The sequence below is a fragment of the Novipirellula methanifontis genome, assembly GCF_052161655.1.
Taxonomy (GTDB): Bacteria; Planctomycetota; Planctomycetia; order Pirellulales; family Pirellulaceae; genus Novipirellula.
The window spans coordinates 6,354,270-6,371,989 of record NZ_CP197418.1 but is presented as its reverse complement, the minus strand read 5'-3'; the positions used below and the strand labels follow the sequence as shown (position 1 = coordinate 6,371,989).

General features: G+C 54.4%; 13 protein-coding genes. 5 read left to right on the top strand and 8 right to left on the bottom strand.

The window, feature by feature from the left end:
- Window positions 1-199 precede the first annotated feature (199 nt).
- Together SH528x_RS22965 and SH528x_RS22960 are read left to right on the top strand one after the other, a co-directional pair.
- The gene (locus SH528x_RS22965) at window positions 200-961 is read left to right on the top strand and encodes a TIGR00266 family protein (RefSeq protein ID WP_442505786.1); all 762 of its coding nucleotides are present in this window, start codon (window positions 200-202) and stop codon (window positions 959-961) included.
- Window positions 961-2,226 (top strand): M48 family metalloprotease, encoded by a 1,266-nt coding sequence (locus SH528x_RS22960; RefSeq protein ID WP_442505785.1) that lies wholly within the window; start codon window positions 961-963, stop codon window positions 2,224-2,226. Before SH528x_RS22965 ends, SH528x_RS22960 begins: the two co-directional genes overlap by 1 nt.
- Before the next feature lie 159 nt (window positions 2,227-2,385).
- Here SH528x_RS22960 and ilvA read toward each other — a convergent pair whose 3' ends face one another.
- The 4 genes from ilvA to SH528x_RS22940 all read right to left on the bottom strand — a co-directional run bounded on the left by ilvA (window position 2,386) and on the right by SH528x_RS22940 (window position 5,977).
- Window positions 2,386-3,828, bottom strand: a complete 1,443-nt coding sequence (ilvA, locus tag SH528x_RS22955) for a threonine ammonia-lyase (RefSeq protein WP_442505784.1) — start codon at window positions 3,826-3,828, stop codon at window positions 2,386-2,388.
- A 37-nt stretch (window positions 3,829-3,865) separates the two neighbouring features.
- Entirely contained in the window at window positions 3,866-4,072 is a 207-nt protein-coding gene (locus tag SH528x_RS22950; RefSeq protein ID WP_442505783.1) for a DUF3565 domain-containing protein, read from the bottom strand.
- A 15-nt stretch (window positions 4,073-4,087) separates the two neighbouring features.
- Complete coding sequence (locus SH528x_RS22945) at window positions 4,088-4,588, bottom strand: FxsA family protein (RefSeq protein ID WP_442505782.1); 501 nt, start codon at window positions 4,586-4,588, stop codon at window positions 4,088-4,090.
- Between the two features lie 192 nt (window positions 4,589-4,780).
- A complete protein-coding gene (locus tag SH528x_RS22940; RefSeq protein ID WP_442505781.1) occupies window positions 4,781-5,977 on the bottom strand; it encodes a S26 family signal peptidase in 1,197 nt (398 codons plus the stop codon).
- Between the two features lie 342 nt (window positions 5,978-6,319).
- Here SH528x_RS22940 and SH528x_RS22935 point away from each other — a divergent pair, with 342 nt between their 5' ends.
- On the top strand, window positions 6,320-7,516 hold the full coding sequence (locus tag SH528x_RS22935; protein WP_442505780.1) for a beta-ketoacyl-ACP synthase III: 1,197 nt from the start codon (window positions 6,320-6,322) through the stop codon (window positions 7,514-7,516).
- Between the two features lie 399 nt (window positions 7,517-7,915).
- On the opposite strand, the gene SH528x_RS22930 is transcribed toward SH528x_RS22935, so the two are convergent.
- From SH528x_RS22930 to SH528x_RS22920, 3 genes are all read right to left on the bottom strand, one after another.
- Complete coding sequence (locus SH528x_RS22930) at window positions 7,916-8,098, bottom strand: DUF6800 family protein (protein ID WP_442505779.1); 183 nt, start codon at window positions 8,096-8,098, stop codon at window positions 7,916-7,918.
- A gap of 177 nt (window positions 8,099-8,275) precedes the next feature.
- Window positions 8,276-9,718, bottom strand: coding sequence for an oligosaccharide flippase family protein (locus tag SH528x_RS22925; RefSeq protein ID WP_442505778.1), 1,443 nt, complete (start codon window positions 9,716-9,718; stop codon window positions 8,276-8,278).
- 136 nt (window positions 9,719-9,854) lie between these two features.
- A complete protein-coding gene (locus SH528x_RS22920; RefSeq protein WP_442505777.1) occupies window positions 9,855-10,517 on the bottom strand; it encodes a class I SAM-dependent methyltransferase in 663 nt (220 codons plus the stop codon).
- Window positions 10,518-10,739: 222 nt separating this feature from the next.
- Here SH528x_RS22920 and SH528x_RS22915 point away from each other — a divergent pair, with 222 nt between their 5' ends.
- Window positions 10,740-11,576, top strand: a complete 837-nt coding sequence (locus SH528x_RS22915; RefSeq protein ID WP_442505776.1) for a hypothetical protein — start codon at window positions 10,740-10,742, stop codon at window positions 11,574-11,576.
- Window positions 11,577-11,715: 139 nt separating this feature from the next.
- On the opposite strand, the gene topA is transcribed toward SH528x_RS22915, so the two are convergent.
- Window positions 11,716-14,436, bottom strand: a complete 2,721-nt coding sequence (topA, locus tag SH528x_RS22910; RefSeq protein ID WP_442505775.1) for a type I DNA topoisomerase — start codon at window positions 14,434-14,436, stop codon at window positions 11,716-11,718.
- A 369-nt stretch (window positions 14,437-14,805) separates the two neighbouring features.
- On the opposite strand from topA, the gene SH528x_RS22905 reads away from it, so the two are divergent.
- On the top strand, window positions 14,806-17,505 hold the full coding sequence (locus SH528x_RS22905) for a hypothetical protein (RefSeq protein ID WP_442505774.1): 2,700 nt from the start codon (window positions 14,806-14,808) through the stop codon (window positions 17,503-17,505).
- Window positions 17,506-17,720 lie beyond the last annotated feature (215 nt).

The following is a 17,720-nucleotide window of genomic DNA, read 5'->3' as shown; positions in this document are numbered from 1 at the left end:
GGCCGGGTTCCACGCATTACCCGGTGCCTTACGGACCACGGCTCATCCCTACGATTTACATTTCGATTAAATCAATAGCCCGCTAGCGCCGTCGGCTCGCAAGAACAGACGCAGCTTAAGGCCATTAGCACTAATGCATCTTTCCATTTCTTGTTGAAGCCTCTGAAACACGAGCGTTCAGATCGCTCCACCAAAATCTATGGATTTCCGCGTTAACCACGCTCCTGTTTTTTCAACGCTTCAGTTCTCGCTTGCCCAGCACGAGTATGTGGTTGCGCAGCCAAACAGCATGCTAACGATGTCGGCTGGGATTTCGATCTCGGCCCATGTCGGCCGTTTGGATTCGCAGGACGAACCTGAATCGTCGGTCGAGGATGCCTCGGGCAACTCTGCCCCATCCCCCGTAAAACGCCGTCGACGCGGATCTTGGTTCAGCGGGATAAAGAGCATGCTCGGGGGCGAGAGTTTCTTCACCGCCGAATTCCGCGCTAAGTCCGACGAGCAAACTGTCGTGCTTGCTCCGGAAAGCTATGGCGACATCGTCGTCCTGAACTTGGAACCTGATTCCGGCTACTTCCTGACTCGCGGATCGTACTTGGCCAATGTCGGTACGACTCACGTGCGGATCAAGTACGGCGGCCTCAAAGGATTGATGAGCAAGAAGGGGCTGTTCTTGATGCACGCGACGGGACGCGGTAGCGTATTCTGCCAAACGTTTGGTGCCATCGAACATCGCAAACTCGAAGCGGACGAAACGCTGTATGTCGACAATCGATTCATGGTCGCCTTTTCCGACACCGTGACGTACAAGCTGGTCAAAGCGTCCGAGTCGCTGAAAGATTCGCTGATGTCCGGCGAAGGTTTGATCAACCGCTACACAGGCCCCGGCGACGTCTACTTTCAAACGCGTGGCAAACCGACCGGCGGAATACTTACAGCCCTGATTGACGCAGCATTCTGATGAATTTACAAGCGGTTCCCGATCGCGAAGCGTTGCTAGAACAACTCCGTCGCGCTAATCAATTCACATGGCTATGGATCACGGTTCACGTGATCGGCATCATCACGCTGATTGTCTTTATTCGGTGGGATCAAGTCGTGTTGGCTCCGATCGTGTCGGTCACAGCTTGCTTAGTGATCCTCGGTCCGTTCGCGATGGAATTAGCGCGGACATGGGGTCAAAAGAAGAAGCGAATCGAGGATATCAAGGAAGACACACGCTTCGGCGAGCTTGACAAATACAAACTGCAAACACTTTATCGCGAAACTCTGCAACGACTAAAGCTGCCTGACGAGCGATTGCCGGTTTACGTCACCAGCGACAAATCGCTCAACGCCGGGGCGATGCGATTAGGACGCATTTTCGGCGGACTCAATGGAATTTATCTCCATCGCCAAGTCTTGCACAAACTGCGAGGTGACGAAGTCCAAGCGGTGATGGGGCACGAACTAGGGCATTACTACCGCTTCAACCTGGCGGGCGAGCGATTTCGGCTGCTAACGCTGGTCCTCGGTGCGTTGGTCGGTATTTTTGCCGTCCAGTGGACGCACACCGTCGGCTACCTCGGGTTCATCATTGTCTCGGTGATCAGCTCGGCGTTCTGGTTTGTCAGCGGCATTGGCCGAATCAAGCACGGCCGAGCAATCGAGTATCTTTGCGACGATTTGGGATCGCAAGTCAACGGAATCGAAGCATCGATCAGTGGTCTGCTAAAGGTTGGATTGGATGCTGAAATGCGATTTCTGATTCAATTAGAAGTGATGGCGCTTAACGCTGGGAACGAGCTGCTATCGCCGAGCGACATGGCAGCTGCGGTTGAAAAGGCGATCCCCTACGGTCACGCCGCCGAACCTGAATTGTTCGAATCGGTCACACGTGAGCTGAAACAACGCACTCAGGCAAATCGCAGTGCTTCGTTATCGGGATTCATCAAATACGTCTGGGAAAGCGACGATGATGGGGACGACTTGAAAGAGCAGCTCGAGCAGCAAGCCAAACTCATTAACAAGATCGACCGGTTGGAATGGGAGTCGATCCTGGATGACCCCAGCGATGTTCGTCTAAATGAACGTCAGGCCGAAGGCTTGGTCCAATTGATCTTGGCGTCCCCCGAAAAATCACTGTTCCGCATCCTCGGTGAAGACGATGGAATCCATCCAGCAACGTCGATGCGGATTCTGTATCTATGGAAGAATCGCAACAGTGCAGCAGAGTTGGTGGTGTAGGTGCTGCTGGATGCGGGGAAGGCCGAAAGTCTTAGCGACTTTCGCTACCAGGATGTGGATTGATAGTCGCCTTTCGCTCCGCGAAAGTACGCGCAGTAGAAATGCTACTTTTGCGGAGCAAAAGGCGACTTTGACGAACCTGAATGCCTACTCCACATTTTAGACGAGCAGTTCAAAGAGCATTCGCTGCTCGTTGACGACTTGGAATTCGATGTGGCTCGCGTTCATCCGCTCGATTAATCCGGCGTAGTCGTCTGCTTTGGCGATCTGCAAACCTACCAGTGCCGGGCCGGTTTCGCGATTGTGTTTCTTGGTGTATTCGAAGTGCGTGATATCGTCGGTAGGGCCGAGCACGTTGTTGAGAAAATCCCGCAGCGCCCCGGCTCGCTGAGGAAACTTGATGATGAAGTAATGCTGAAGCCCTTCATACAGTAACGCGCGGTCACGAATCTCTTCGGTGCGGTTGATGTCATTGTTGCTTCCGCTAACGACGCAGACGACGGTTTTGCCTTTGATCTCGTCTTTCATTTGCTCGAGCGCCGCAATGGCAAGTGCTCCAGCCGGTTCGACGACCAGACCCTCGTCATTGTACAGACGCAACATCTCGCTACACACTTTGCCTTCGGGGACCAGCAACATCCGGTCGACCACTTGGCTTGCGATCGCGAAATTCAAATCGCCGACCCGTTTGACAGCGGCGCCATCGACGAAGTTGTCAATTTTGTCGAGCGTGACGACTTTGCCCTGACGCAAACTTTCGTACATCGCAGGGGCGCCCGACGGCTCAACCCCAATGATCTTGGTCGCCGGTGATTGGTGATGAAAGTAGCTTCCTAAGCCCGAGATCAACCCTCCGCCGCCTACAGCGACCAAAACATAGTCGATCGGTTCGGTGTAGTCCTGCAGAATTTCGAGCCCCACCGTGCCTTGGCCCGCTACGATCGCGGGATCATCGAACGGCGGCACGTACGTCAATCCTTCGGCAGTTGCCTTGTGGGCTTCCGCCGCCGCATCATCAAATGTGTCGCCCACCAAAATCACATCCACGTGCTCTTTGCCGAACATGCGAACTTTGTCGACTTTCTGCTTTGGCGTCACCGCAGGCATATAAATGCGGCCGTGAATCTGCATCGCGTTGCATGCGTAAGCGAACCCTTGCGCGTGGTTGCCTGCCGAGGCACAGACGACACCAGCGGCTCGTTGCGCGAGCGTCAATTGAGTCATCCGGTTATACGCACCGCGAATCTTGTAGCTACGAACATCCTGCAAATCTTCGCGTTTCAGCAAGATATTTGCATCAAACGCAAGTGACAAACGGGCACTCGGCAACAGCGGGGTGTGGCGAACATTGCTGCGAATTCGCGTTTCGGCCTCATGAATAGACTGGACGCTGGCGAGCACCGTGGGATCGTGAACCATCGACGTATCGGATGTTTGAAAGGAACGAAGCAGACGAATCGAGACCACATTGGACCATCCGGCTGTCGGATCGACTAGCGAGGGCCGACGCCCAGACGGCTGATGTTCGCTGTGACTCCCTTCGCGTGGCGGTAATGCCGCATCCGCGGTTGGACGGCTGCGCAGTGCCAAAGTAAATGGCATTGGGCTCGCGCCGCACCGCTTAAAAACTAGGTGTTGCCTACGGGTTGTCGCGGGGCGACCCCTCGTCACACTTCTTGCATTCCAACAACACCCCCAATCGCGACTCGCGTCCTGCATCGGTCGTCACCCACGGGCGATGCATCCAGGGCGGATCATGGCGAACATGTTGATTGTGACCACAATCAAGCTCGGCCACCCAGTGGTCTTCGTCGTCGCGATGGTATCCGATGATTGGCTGCTGCATGTCCCTCTGGATCACTTATTCGTGGGTTTTGTGATACGAGGTTGCGTCAATCGTCTTGGCCGAACTCGGCTTGCGCGTGGTGTAGACGGGCGATTCGATGTCGGGGTCGTCTGGCGAGAACCCTCCGGCGGCGCGTTGCCCCGCGACATGAACCTGCATCGAACCGATATAGCGGCTAAGCACAAAGCGGCGAACCAAGGCCCGGCCTGCAGGAACCAACAAAATGAATCCCAACGCATCGGTCAGCAGCCCCGGCGTCAGCAACATTGCAGCTGCGAACACGATCATCAATCCATCTTGGATTTCGCGACTCGGCATCCGCCCTTCCGCTAGGGCCTTTTGGAAACGGAACCAAGCGTTGGCGCCTTCGCGACGCGCCAGAAACGAGCCGAGCACTCCAGTTCCAATGACGACTGCAAACGCCGTCAATCCGCTAGTAGCATCTGCCAATTGCAGCAGCAAATAGAGCTCCACAAGCGGCACAATAATAAAAGCAGCAAGCAGCCGAACGAACATTTTGTCAACCTATCAGGCGGTAGGTGGGCCTTTTCCACCAAAATAAAAAGCCCATCCAATGAGCTTGCGGGCCCTGGCGCATCAGCATCCCCAGCCCGTCAATTTGGCACCGATTGCCGATGCCCCCGATCTTGTTGCAGCTTCTGTGCCAAGCAGTCACACGACGACAGGCATGTGACGCTGTTTTGCCCTCTATTCCCACGTCAAACGGCGGGCGAATCCGACAATATTGTCCATCGGCAGCGGCCCAAAATCGCGACTATCCACTGAAATGGGAACGTTATCGCCAACGATGAAACACTCACCCTGATTCAACTTCAAGGGATAAACTGCGTCGGAATCACGACGCCGCAATCGATATTCAACCGATCTGCGAACTCGCAAATCATTCAATTGCACGCGGTCGCCCTGTTCGTCTTGGGCCTGTTCTTCGCGAACTCGAATCGCAATTGGCGTTCGCGGAGTCAGCGTAATCGTCTCGGCCAACTCGGCTTGGCCGACGGTAATGGTCAACGGTTCGTTTGCAGCGTGGTGCCGTGTCGCAATACGAGTCCCCTGGTCGGAATAAAACGCGACGTCGATCGTTGCTGCAGCAGCGACCGAGAGCGTCACAGCCAATTGATCGACGGGGTCGAGTCGACGAATCACGTCAACATTGCATGGGTAGTCGTCACAGATTTCACTCGGCCGCGAATGCTCGTAAACCGATCGGTGGTGATAGACGAGCCAATCGGAATCGCCGCCCTCGGTCGCATCCGCCCAACGTGAATCAGATCGCTGTTGATCGATGTCTACATCGATAAAAGCGGCATCGTTTACCCCATTCGACTCGGCAAGCATGATCTCGAGCCGTTTTCCGTTGACCAACAAACGTCGCTCGTCGACCGACACCACATCGCCTGGCAAACCAAGGATCCGCTTCACTCGCATGAGGCCGTCCATTTTGACGGCAACAATGTCACCGATCCGAATTCGGTTGCTGGCGTTGGGCCCAATCGCTGTGACTTGGACCAAGTCACCTTCGATGACATGGCTATCGATCGCATCGCTGTCGCACTTGAATTTCGCCCCGCAGTGCCAGCACTCAGCGGTGCGAGCCGATGCAGCCAACACCGATGCTAACTCCGTCGCCACTTTTGTCTGCGTACTGCACTGGGGACAGCTCAAAAATTGATAATCGCCGTAGAGCGTCGGCGCCATTGAAAAACCGCTGACGCGAAAGATCTGTTTTCTTGAGTCATTCGTAAAACCGCTCCATACGGCAATCGCGGCGGCGCCCCCAAAGACGGCGATCCCGACCAGCATCCCGATCCTCACCCTCTTCCAGGTCGCTGTACGGCCCGATCGCGGGTTCGGAGCGGTGACGTTGCGAGCAAGAATTTGCGGCAATTTGCTTACGATCCTCGATGACTGAACTGGATCCACCCACAAAATGGATCGCTAAGGGACGACGAAATATTAGAACGCATTGATTGCTAGTAGCTACCGTCACCCGACGCTGGAATCCACGCTCTGGTGAGCGTAGCTACGCGAATTATTCAATTGTCGTCGCTAGGGAAATTCACTGACATCGTGCAAATGGGTGCACGTCTAACGCGATGGGGCACAAAAAGCTATATTTGGTCCGCCTCTTTAGAGCAAGCGATTGGTATCGCCCTGTGAGCACCCGAGTCTCTATTTTAACCTTATCGCTCTCCATTTTGCGAGCTTCCTCACTCTTATCACGCTGCAATGACCCAGTCGAACTCGCCCGATCGTTCCGCGAACGAAATCCAAGCTACTTCGGAATCCCCCCAACACGCCGAAGCGGCGGACGCGGGAAAACCGTGTGCCGAAGCTCGATGCGCATCCAAACCAGCGTCCGGGCAGTCCCCAAATGCTGAGCTGAATACGCGTGGCCGGATGGGAAAAGTGGCGGGCGTCCGTGTTGCGGCCACCGGTTCCTACGTTCCCGAGCAGATCGTCACCAACGAGGATCTTGCGGCATTGGGGTGTGACAGCGAATGGATCGTGCGGAGAACGGGAATCCGCGAGCGTCGTCGTGCTGCGGATGATCAAACCACTAGTGAGATGTGCTACGAAGCAGCCCTTCGCTGTTTGAGCGCCGCGAACATGGACCCCAGCGAGATTGATTTAATCATCGTCGCCACGATGACCCCCGATTACCCGACCCCCTCGACCGCGTGCCTACTGCAACGCATGCTCGGTTCGATTGCCCCGGCAATGGACGTCAATGCGGCGTGTGCGGGATTTACCTACGCGATGATCACCGCCGCTCAGTTCATTGGGATGGGAAATAGCCGCCGTGTTTTGGTCGTGGGTGCCGACATGATGAGCCGCACGGTGAACCCCGAAGATGTGAAAACCTATCCCTTATTCGGCGATGGGGCTGGCGCTGTGATCATGACCCCCGCCGAAGCGAGCGATGCGGCGGAAGAAGCCGAATCGGCTAACCGACTGCACGAACAAGGACTGCTGTCCTATCAACTCGGCAGCGAAGGATGCGGCGGTGCGATGCTATGCATTCCGGCCGGAGGCACCCGCCGTGCCTTGACCCCCGAGGCGTACGCCGAGGGTGCCCAATACATGACGATGGACGGCCGAGGTGTGTTCAAATGGGCAGTCCGCGTGTTTGACGAAAGTGCCAAACAGGTGCTGGAGCACGCAGGAGTGACGTCGGACCAATTGGCGCTCGTCGTCCTGCACCAAGCCAACCAACGGATCATCGATTCGGCGGTCGCTGATCTGGACATCGCGCCGAAAGACGTATTCGTTAACCTGGATCGCTACGGCAATACCTCGGCAGCCAGTATCCCATTGGCGCTCGACGAAGCGGTGCAAGCTGGCCGGATCCAGCGTGGCGATCTAGTGCTGCTGTGTGGATTTGGCGCCGGATTGGCGTGGGGAACCACATTGCTGCGTTGGTAAGACACGCCGAAGGGAAAGTCGCGGGGTCTTTCAGCGACGCAGATACGACTAACGTGCCGGGCTTCTGTGAGCCGACGGCTGTGGCCGCGGGCCCTTGAACGCCGATCTCACGTCGCCCGCGGCTAAGGCCGTCGGCTCAGATGAAAACACGCAAATCCCCGTCATTCGGGGACATGGCTGCACGAAACTCTTCGCGTTTTTTCGCTACGGGCGGTCATTTCCGCAGGTGCTGCACCCTTCACCACCCCATGGGCGGGGTGGCAGCAAAGATGGACATCGCCAAAAAAGCGACCGTATCCGAGCATTTTGACAAATGAAGTGGAATTCAAGCCGTAGCTACGTTCGCCAGAATGTGGTCCACCGACTGGCGACGGTAGCTACTTCAAATGTAAAAACACTCTAGCTCTTCAGGCCTTCACGCTCGATGATCACATCGGCACCAGGAGTGAGGCGGCGAAGTTTGCGAATCACTTCCGCTTTTTCCATCGTTCCCTTCTTGGCTCGTTCGAGCAAGTTACGGGTTTTCTTACGACGTTTACGAAGTCGACGGATCTCTCGGACGCGTTCAATACCAGATGGCATTCGGGGGTACTCCAGCAATCAGTTAATGGGTGGGTTTTGTCGATTTAAGTTCGAAGCGTGGGATTTTAGCGTGCAATGCACCTCAAGGCGAGAGCGCTGCATTTTTGCCACATCGAAAGGGGGGACAGGACCGAATTGGCGACATCCAACGCCGGATCCTTTCAGCTTCACGCTAACTCAGGCGGATTGTGCCGCGAGTTTTCCCCGAGCTTTGATTTCCAGCCAATAGACTGCGGCCAGCGTGATGCCGCTGACCAAACACACCAGTGCCGCGGCCGACATGATTGTGGTTCCAAACAGATGCAACAGCACGATTGCGGCGGTAAAGGCCAATGTGTACGCCAGATCTTGTAGCGGAAAGAACAATTTGGTCTTCCAAAGCTTCCAACCGTTCCACAGATGCTCGGGAACAATCCCCAGCGTGTATCCGACGATAAACCCTTCGAGTCCAAATTGAGTGAAGCCAATCAGTGTACAGGGAATCGTCGCCAAAAAACGGATCATTTTCGCGGTCGCCATCGACTTGACATCGCCGATCGCCTTTAGCGTTTGCATGGCCAAGCCGGAAACAACGCTTCCCCAGCCAGCAAAAATCATCCATTGGCACAATCGTCCGGCGTCCGCGTATTGGGCACCATACAGCCGTCCAAAGAAAATCGGAGCAACCGCAAACACGCCGACGTTCATGATCAAGCCGAACCCCAACATCCGCCCACGAACGGGAGCCACTTCGGCGGCAAGTTTTTCCGGTGTCTCTCGCGCCGATCGGGCCAACAGTGGAAACATCACGTAGTCGCCGATATGCGTGATCAACAGCATCGGCAGCATCGCAATCGTGGTTGCCAGCGTGTACAAGCCAAGCGTCTCCAAACTGCCGATTCGCCCCAACACCATGCGGTCGACTTGCATTGCAAAAAACGTGGCCGCGGTGCTGACAAAAATCCATTTGCCAAAATGGAACAACTCGCGAGCAAACTCGGGATTCCAGCGGAATCGATGCCGCATCTCGCTCGGAAGTAAGAAACTGCTCATCGTACGGCTCGCCGATGCGGCTAACGCTCCGGCAACCAATGCCCAAATGGTCGGATAAAAAAATGCGATGACACAGGTGACAACCGTTCCGATCAATTGGCTGAACACGTTGTAGGCGATCATCGCGGTCGGTTTCAGTCGCCTCTGAACGGTCATGATCCCGGTCGAGGCAAAGCCTTCGATCGCCGCAGTGAAACCGACGATCGGAATCAGCACGGTTAAAATCGGTTCGTCAAAGAATTTGGCAACCAAAGGGGCTGCGATCCAGCTGCCAATCCAAATCGCCAACCCGCGCACGACTTGGACTGTCCATGCAGTGCACAAGAAATCGGGATTGCTTCCTTTGCGATGCTGGACGACGGCCGGAGCAAGTCCCACATCCGACAACAGCATCAATCCCATGACGGCGATTGACACCAACGCCATCAAGCCAAACACGTCTGGCAAGACCAGCCGCGAAAGCACCAAGTTGCTGACGAGTTTCAGTACTAGGCTGGCCCCAAACAATCCCACCGTGGTCAGCGATGCGAACGTCGCCGGGTTTCGCAAGGCGGGCCGCAGACGTTTGTGAATAAAAGGGCGTAACACGATCGCATCGTCAACCAGGCGCGGGATCTAAGCGGTCATGGAGTGGGACGCCGCAGTCATGAGCCTAATAAGTATGCCGCGAACGTCCAGTCCCAGGGTGCCGGCGATTGCGGCGGAAGTGAGTCCCCCGAGCGGATCAAGGCGACGCGGAAGTTTCGCCGCCGGAGGCTACAGTCGGTTTGGTGGCGGATGCAGTCATCAGCCCCCATAACCACGTGACCTTGTATTTTTCAATCTGAACCGGATTCGCGCCGGCATCCTCTATCAATCGCTGAAACTTGGCGACGCCATACATGCGAAAATGGGACGGATCAGACCAGCGCAGATAGATGTCACAGAGTTTGCAGGTCAGATAGTCGTCGCACCAATCCGTGACGATCATCACGCCGCCTGGACGCAAAACCCGCAACATTTCCTGTAACGCTTGATTGGGGTGGCGAATGAAATGAAACACGTTGCAGCAAACAACTGTATCAAAGCTGGAATCCGGAAACGGCAGCTCTTCCGCCCAGCCTTCTCTCAGTTCAACCTGCGGTGGCAATCGATCTTTCGCAAGCTCGAGCATTTCAGATGATGCGTCGATTCCCGTCAATGATGACGCAGCGAACTCCGTTACCAAGCCGCACAGGATTGCGCCGGTTCCACAGCCGATGTCCAGAACATCGCCGAGGTTCCTCGGCATCCGAGTCAGTGTCGCATCGGTCGTCATCCGAATATAGTTCGACCATCGCGAATCGTATTCCGATGCAAGCTTTGCATACTCGTTAACAATGTGGTTGCGATCACGCTTTTGCGTCACGTTCGTGTTGCCCCATCAAGTTAGCGAAAACCGAGTTATCGAGTTCGTTGTTACAGCATTTTCAGACGACTGGATCTCGGCGACGCACGACTACGCAGCCAAGAAAAAAACGCAGAGGAGGGTGTTGCAGGCCCACCGAAAAGATGCAGCACATTATGATGATTTTTTTCCTGAGCGTTACAGTCGGAATCCCCGCCGCTTTTACGTTGTGAGTGTACCCCAATGCGCCGCGTCAAATGTCCCTGTGGCACCGTGTTATCGGTAGAATTGGATTCGGCCGAGACCGTGCAGTGTCCAGAATGCGGTAAGAAGCTTCGCTTGCCCAAGCCATCGCCGAGTTCATCGGCAAGTGGCGCCATTGTCACGGAAACGCAGACGCGAGGGCCAACCTCTCCTCAGCCACCGTCTTCAAATGCCGCTGCGGCACAACCTCAAACAACATGGCCAGGCATGCTGAACGAATGCCGTCAGCGGTTCGGAAATGCGCCGAGAATGTTCGGCGATGAAGAGAAAGGTTACCTGCGTGTCGCATTTTCGTTTTTGACACGCCTGTTCAGCTCAGCGGATAAGCTGTGCCAACCATTGGCCGCTCAAGAATCAGTCTTTCGCGACGGAGTGGTTGTCTGGGGGCATCTGATCCAGGCCAACAATCAATTGTTCCAACCGGGAAAGAGAGACCTCCCCGGCGAAATGGTCTACAGCTTGAATTCACCCAACATCACACCTGAAGAACTCGGCCAAGTCGCTGCGGGACTCGGATCGCTCAAAGGAACTCGGCCCGCATCACCCGCACTCGCTCCGATTGCAGACTATTTGACCGACGAATACATCCGCGTCTTTGGTCAGCAAGTTCCGCAAGCGATTTCCGTAAAACCATGCATGATATCCACAGTCTATTTTGTCCGCCATCATCTTCCCAACGGCATGTTGAGTGACGGTGTGATGCCGTTGGTCGTGATGCCCCGCCAACCGCATTTTGCATTCGTTTTGCCATCGCTTTATTGGCCCGAAATGCTGCTGCAGCATTGGCAAGCTCCGCGGCCTGAAATTCGTAGCTGAACGCGGCGAATTGCATTCGAGCAGCAGTCGATAGGGAATGCCGCCAAGAAACTTGGCGGCTTGGGTTTCGGGAAGCGACGTCAGGCGGACGAAACTCTTGGCGAGTTTCGCTTCCGAAGAGTGTGACGCTCCGGCGCAATCACGCTTTCTTTTTGACGACGCCCTTCTTTTTAGCCGTCTTTTTAGCGGCCTTTTTCTTCGTTGTCTTTTTGGCGGCTTTCTTTTTGGTAGCCCCCTTCTTCTTGCTTGCCTTCTTTTTCTTCTTCGTCGGCCCCTTCGCGGCGCGTTCGGCCAACAAGTCCAAGGCAGCTTCGAATGTCATCTCGGCCGCGTCCATACCCTTGCGTAGCGAGGCGTTGGTTTCGCCATCAGTCACGTACGGGCCAAAGCGACCTTCGAGGATCTTGACTTCACCCTCGGTGATCGGCGACGGTTTTTCGAACTTCTTGATTGGCTCTTTGGGTGCCGCACGGCCACGCGTTTTAGGTTGCTTGAGCAGCGTGATCGCTTCCTCGAGCGTTACCTCTAGCGGCGACACGCCGGCGGGCAGCGAGCGAGTGTCTTTTTCACACTTGATGTAGGGTCCGTACCGCCCATCAAACGCCTGGATCGGCTCGCCATTTTCTGGGTTATTGCCCAGCGTTCGCGGCAACGTCAATAACTTGCACGCCATTTCGAGCGTCAAGTCGGCGATCTCCATTCCCTTCAACAGCGATTGGTTGCGTTTCTCTTCGTCATCGTTTTCACCGAGTTGGATGTAAGCACCAAAACGGCCCACTTTGACGTAGATTGGCTTGCCGGTTTCGGGGTGAACTCCGATCGGCTCTTCTTCGACCTGGCTTTGCTCAAGCAGTTCAAGTGCTTTTGCCAAATTAATTTCGTCCGGAGCCAAGCCATCGGGAATCGAGCCACGACGTTCGCCCTGTTCCAGAAACGGTCCGTACTTGCCGACGCGGACAAACACCTCTTCGCGATGTTCGCCTTCGGTGGGCGTGCCCATCGAGAACATTGCCGTGACTCGAGGATCGATCTCTTCGACCTTTTCCTCAAGTCGTTTTTTCAGCCCGATTCCTTTGTTATCTGCCGACGCTGGATTATCACCATTGCCGAAGTAGAAACTTTTCAAGTACGCGAGTCGCTCGGCCTCTTTGCGGCTGATCGTATCGAGGAAATCTTCCATTTGGGCCGTAAATTCGTAATCGACCAACGCGCCAAAATGTGTTTCCAACAGGCGAATCACGCTGAACGCGGTCCAACTCGGGACCAATGCGTTCCCTTTTTTGTAGACGTAATCGCGTTTTTGAATCGTGTCGATAATCGAAGCAAACGTACTCGGACGACCGATGCCTTTTTCTTCGAGCGTTCGCGTCAACGAAGCTTCGCTAAATCGAGCGGGTGGCTGAGTCGTGTGGCTCTTCGCATCCAGATTCTTAGCGTCCAATGCGTCTTGCTCGGACATCGCCGGAAGAAGACGTTCCTTGTTCGCCAATTCTGCTTCGGGATCATCGCTGCCTTCGACATAGGCACGTAAAAAACCTTCGAACAGGATGCTCGTTCCGCTGGCGGTAAAGGTCGCTCCGCCGCCTTCGATCGTCACGCCGATGCGTTGTTTCTTGGCGTCCGCCATTTGGCAGGCAATGGTGCGTTTCCAAATCAATTCAAAGATGCGGAACTGGTCCGAATCGAGTTCACCGCGGACTGCTTCGGGCAGCCGGAATGGGGTACCCGCAGGACGGATCGCTTCGTGAGCCTCTTGCGCGTTTTTCACTTTATTCGCATAAACGCGAACGCTGGGGTGCAAGAACGAATCGCCGTATTCACTACGCACCAAGTTACGCGACGCATCGATCGCTTCCTTGCTGAGCGTCGTGCTATCGGTACGCATGTAAGTGATGTAACCGTTTTCGTACAACCGCTGGGCCGCTTGCATGGTCCGCCGCGCGGTGAAGCCCATCTTGCGGTTGGCTTCCTGCTGCAGCGTACTGGTGGTAAACGGCGCCTTGGGTCGTTCGGTGAACGGTTTGACTTCGACCTTGGTGACTTTGAAGTCGGCGTTGCGAAGACGGTCGGCCAAAGCGTTCGCTTCGGCCTCGTTCATTTGCAGCAAATCAGGATTTTTTAGTTTGCCGTTTTCGGAGTCAAAATCTTTGCCCGAAGGAATTTTTCGACCATCGACGGTCGCAAGCATGGCGTTAAACGACTCATTGGACGCGGTGTCGAAGGTGGCTTCGAGGTCCCAATAGGTCGAATCGACAAACGCGATCCGCTCGCGTTCTCGCTGGACGATCAGACGGACGGCGACACTTTGCACGCGACCGGCACTCAATCCGCGGCCGACCTTTTTCCAAAGCAGTTGGGAAACGTCGTACCCGTACAGCCGGTCCAGGATTCGGCGAGTTTCTTGGGCGTCGACCAATCCGCCATCGATCTCGCGAGGATTTTCGATCGCTTTTTGGATCGCTTCCTTGGTGATTTCGTGAAAAACGAGCCGATGGACGGGGACTTTTGGCTTCAAAATCTCGTACAGGTGCCAACTAATCGCTTCTCCTTCGCGGTCTTCGTCCGTCGCGAGATAGAGGCTGTCGGCGTCTTTGAGAGCCGCTTTTAACTTGCTGACTTGCTTTTTTTTGTCATCGGGAACGATGTAGATCGGCTCGAAATCGTTCTCGGTGTTCACTCCCAAGTAGGCCCAGGGTTCTTTTTTGTACTTTTCCGGCATCTCTTTTGCGCCGCCGGGGAGGTCCCGGATATGCCCAATACTTGCCTCGACTTGGTAGCCTTTGCCTAAGTATTTCGAGATCGTGCGTGCTTTGGCTGGCGATTCGACGATCACCAAACTTTTGCCCGTGCTTTTAGCCATACAAAAAAACGACGTGGTTAGGGTTAGACGAAATGGACCGAAAGTCAGTACAACAAGGCAGTACGCAATAACACAGTACGCCAAGGAAGCAAATGCGATACTCGCCTTGACCCTCTAATTTGAGGGGCGATACGCTTTGCATCTCGGTTGGCAACACTAGGTCATGAGCGAGTGCTTCTGACAGAGAGTTGGTCGATCGCGGCTTGTTGTCAAGATCACTCCGGATGCGATTGCCATAATTTTGCAGTCATCGACCGAGCGATTTTTTTAGAAAATTTACGGAAAACCCCCTCGGACAATCCCCCAAAGCACTGAAAAACCTCGGTGCTTTGCGTCCTCGCCAGAAAAAGAAGCCAGAAAGAGTCTGCTATGAACAACAGTCCGTTCGAAATCTTTCGCAAGAACCTCAAACCAATGATGGTCTTTCTGATCATGTTGGCGATGTTCTCGTTTGTCGTGCTACCGGCACTCGACACCTACCTGCGTCAAAATACGGGAGGTGGGGGAGACACGAAGCTTGCCAGTTTCGATGGAATCGAAATTTCTCAGAATCGTGTTTCGTACATGACTCAAAATCATCAGTCGACTGTTCGCTTTCTGCAAGAGTTGGCAGAAAAGACGATTGCAGCGGGTGGTTCGCCGAAGACCCCAGGGTTTCGCTACGACGACCAAAACAACCGTGTTGCGTCGATCGGAATCAGCGAGGTTCCAAGCGAGCAGTTGTCCTTGAAGACGATGCAATTTGCCTCTGAAGCTAACAAAGCGGGTTTCGAACTCGATGATGCAGCCATCGGTGCTTGGCTAAATCTGTTCGTCGATGATCGCTTCACCGACAAGCAAATCGATTCCATGTTGATGGAAAGCTCTCGTAACCAGATGGGTCGCGTGCATTTGTACGAACAACTTCGCAGCCATTTGTTGGCCGATTTGTATAACCGATCCGGTTTCGCCGTCGTCTCGGCGGGTCAAATGCCAATCATGACCCCCGCCGAAGAATGGACGAATTTCCTGAAGCTTAACCGCGAAGCGACTGCCACGGCTTACGGCATCCCGGTTGAAAGCTTTGTCAGCAAGACCGATCCAAAGCCAAGCGAATCCGCGATCAAAGCGATGTACGAAGAAGGCAAGGACACCGATCCGAACGATCAATCGCCTGCCCCCGCGTTTCATCGACAATACACCGCTCAATTTGAATACCTTGTCGGCGATCTGCAGTCGTTCATCGACGAAGAAGCGGTCAAGATCAGTGAGGCTGAATTGCGAGCCGAGTACGAACGTCGACTCAAGGGCGGTGATTTCCAACTTCCCGAAGATCCTGCGACCCAAGCGGCAGTCGAAGCCGAAATGGCCGACGGTCTGGAAACAGAACTTGTCGAAACTGAGGTAATGGAAGCCGAAGCGACTCCTGCGACCGAAGAAAAGGAATCCGCTGAGGTCAAGGAAGAAAAGCCAGCCGAAACCAAGGAAGAGCCTAAGAAGGCCGATGAGCCCAAAAAGGCTGAAGAAACAAAGAAAGAAGAAACTAAGAAGGAAGAGCCCAAAAAGGACGAACCCGCCAAGGCGGACGACGCTGAATCACCAAAGAGTGACGAAGCATCTTCGAAACCCGAAGCGAAATCGTCCGACGAGAAACCGAAGTCAGACAGCCCAGAATCCGAAGTCAAAGAAGTTAAAGAGTCAAACGACGATGCAGACAAGACTTCACGACGAACCAATTCGATGGCTTCGGAAAACGGCATCCGCTTGGTGGCATTCCAAGACACGAGTGATGAAGCTACGGACGCCGATGTCGATACCGACGCCACTGAGCCTGAAAGCGAAGTGAGCGAAAAAACGGAAGAAAAAGCAGATGACGCGGCCAAAGAATCCGACGCCAAAAAGGCTGAAGAAGCCAAAAAGGACGAAAAAGCTGCGGACGAAGCCAAGCCGGAAATGAAAGAAGAATCGGCAGAAGAAAAGGCGGACGCCGAACCGGTCGCCCCCAAGAAGGACGATGCAAAGAAGGACGATGCAAAGAAGGAAGACGCAAAGGTAGCCGAAGAGAAAAAGGCTGAGCCAAAAAAGGCTGAACCTAAGAAACCGGATACCGAATCGTTCGAAGCAGTCCGCGAGCAGATTGCCGATTCACTCGCACTGCCAATCGCAGAAGAGCGAATGGGCAAAGCGACTGCGGAAATGTTCTCGCAAATGCGTCGTTACTTTAACCAGCACGCGATCTACACCAGCGACAAAAAGAACGGGCTCGAAGTTGAAGAACTGAAGCCGTTCAACTTGAAGAAACTGGGCGAGAAGTACGGTTTCCGGTTCCAAAAAATTGGCCCGAACACCGAATTTTCGATCGAAGCCGAACCGATTGCACAATCGGTCGAAGTGGGCACGCAACAGATGCGTCGTGGTCCATCGTTCACTTCGTTCATGTACGGCGGTCAAACCCAAATGGGCGTCATGCCTCGTCAAGTGTTGTACTCGCCACTTCGCACCGTCGATGATCGTGGTGGCAAGACCTACATTTCGTGGAAGACCCACGAGCGAAAGGCGTACACGCCGAAACTTGAAGAAGTTCGTGACGAAGTGATCGCAGCCGTTCGCCTCAGCGAAGCTCGCAAGTTGGCGATGGATGCCGCAGTCGAACTGGCCGCCAAGGCCAACAAGTCCGGCACGGAACTCAGCGAACTTGTTCCTGCCGAGAACAAAGACGAAGTGAAGTCGGGACTTGGTCCGTTCAGCTGGATGGATTCCTTTGGATTCCAAGGCGCATCGATCGGTAACGTCCCTGAACTGAACTCGGTTGGCGAAGAATTCATGAAAGCGGTATTTAATTCCGAAGTCGGCAAATACTCGGTTGCCATGAATATGCCCGAAAGCGTGGTGTATGTCGTCAAACCGACCAATTTCCAACCGAGCTTGGATGAGCTCAAAGTGCTGTTCCAAAACCCACGTGATCGTATGATGGCGATGCTCGCAGGAGGCGGTTCGACAAACGAAGTGATCCAAGGTTTCTACGAAGCGGTCGATAAGCGAACCGATTTCTCGTACGCTCGCGAAGCCGAAGAAAACGACGACTACTAGGCCGTCAATCGATTGCAAGACGCTCAGTGATCCCACGTCCCTGGACTTTTAGAGCGTAATTTGACTCGAGCAACTTGCGACCTGATCAACTTAAAACCCTCCCAAGCATTCACCGCTTGGGAGGGTTTTTGTTTGTGCTTATACGCACACGCAAATCGAATGGGCAATTTGAAATCGCTTGTCCGGCGAGACGACTTGGCAGTCGCTGTTAATCG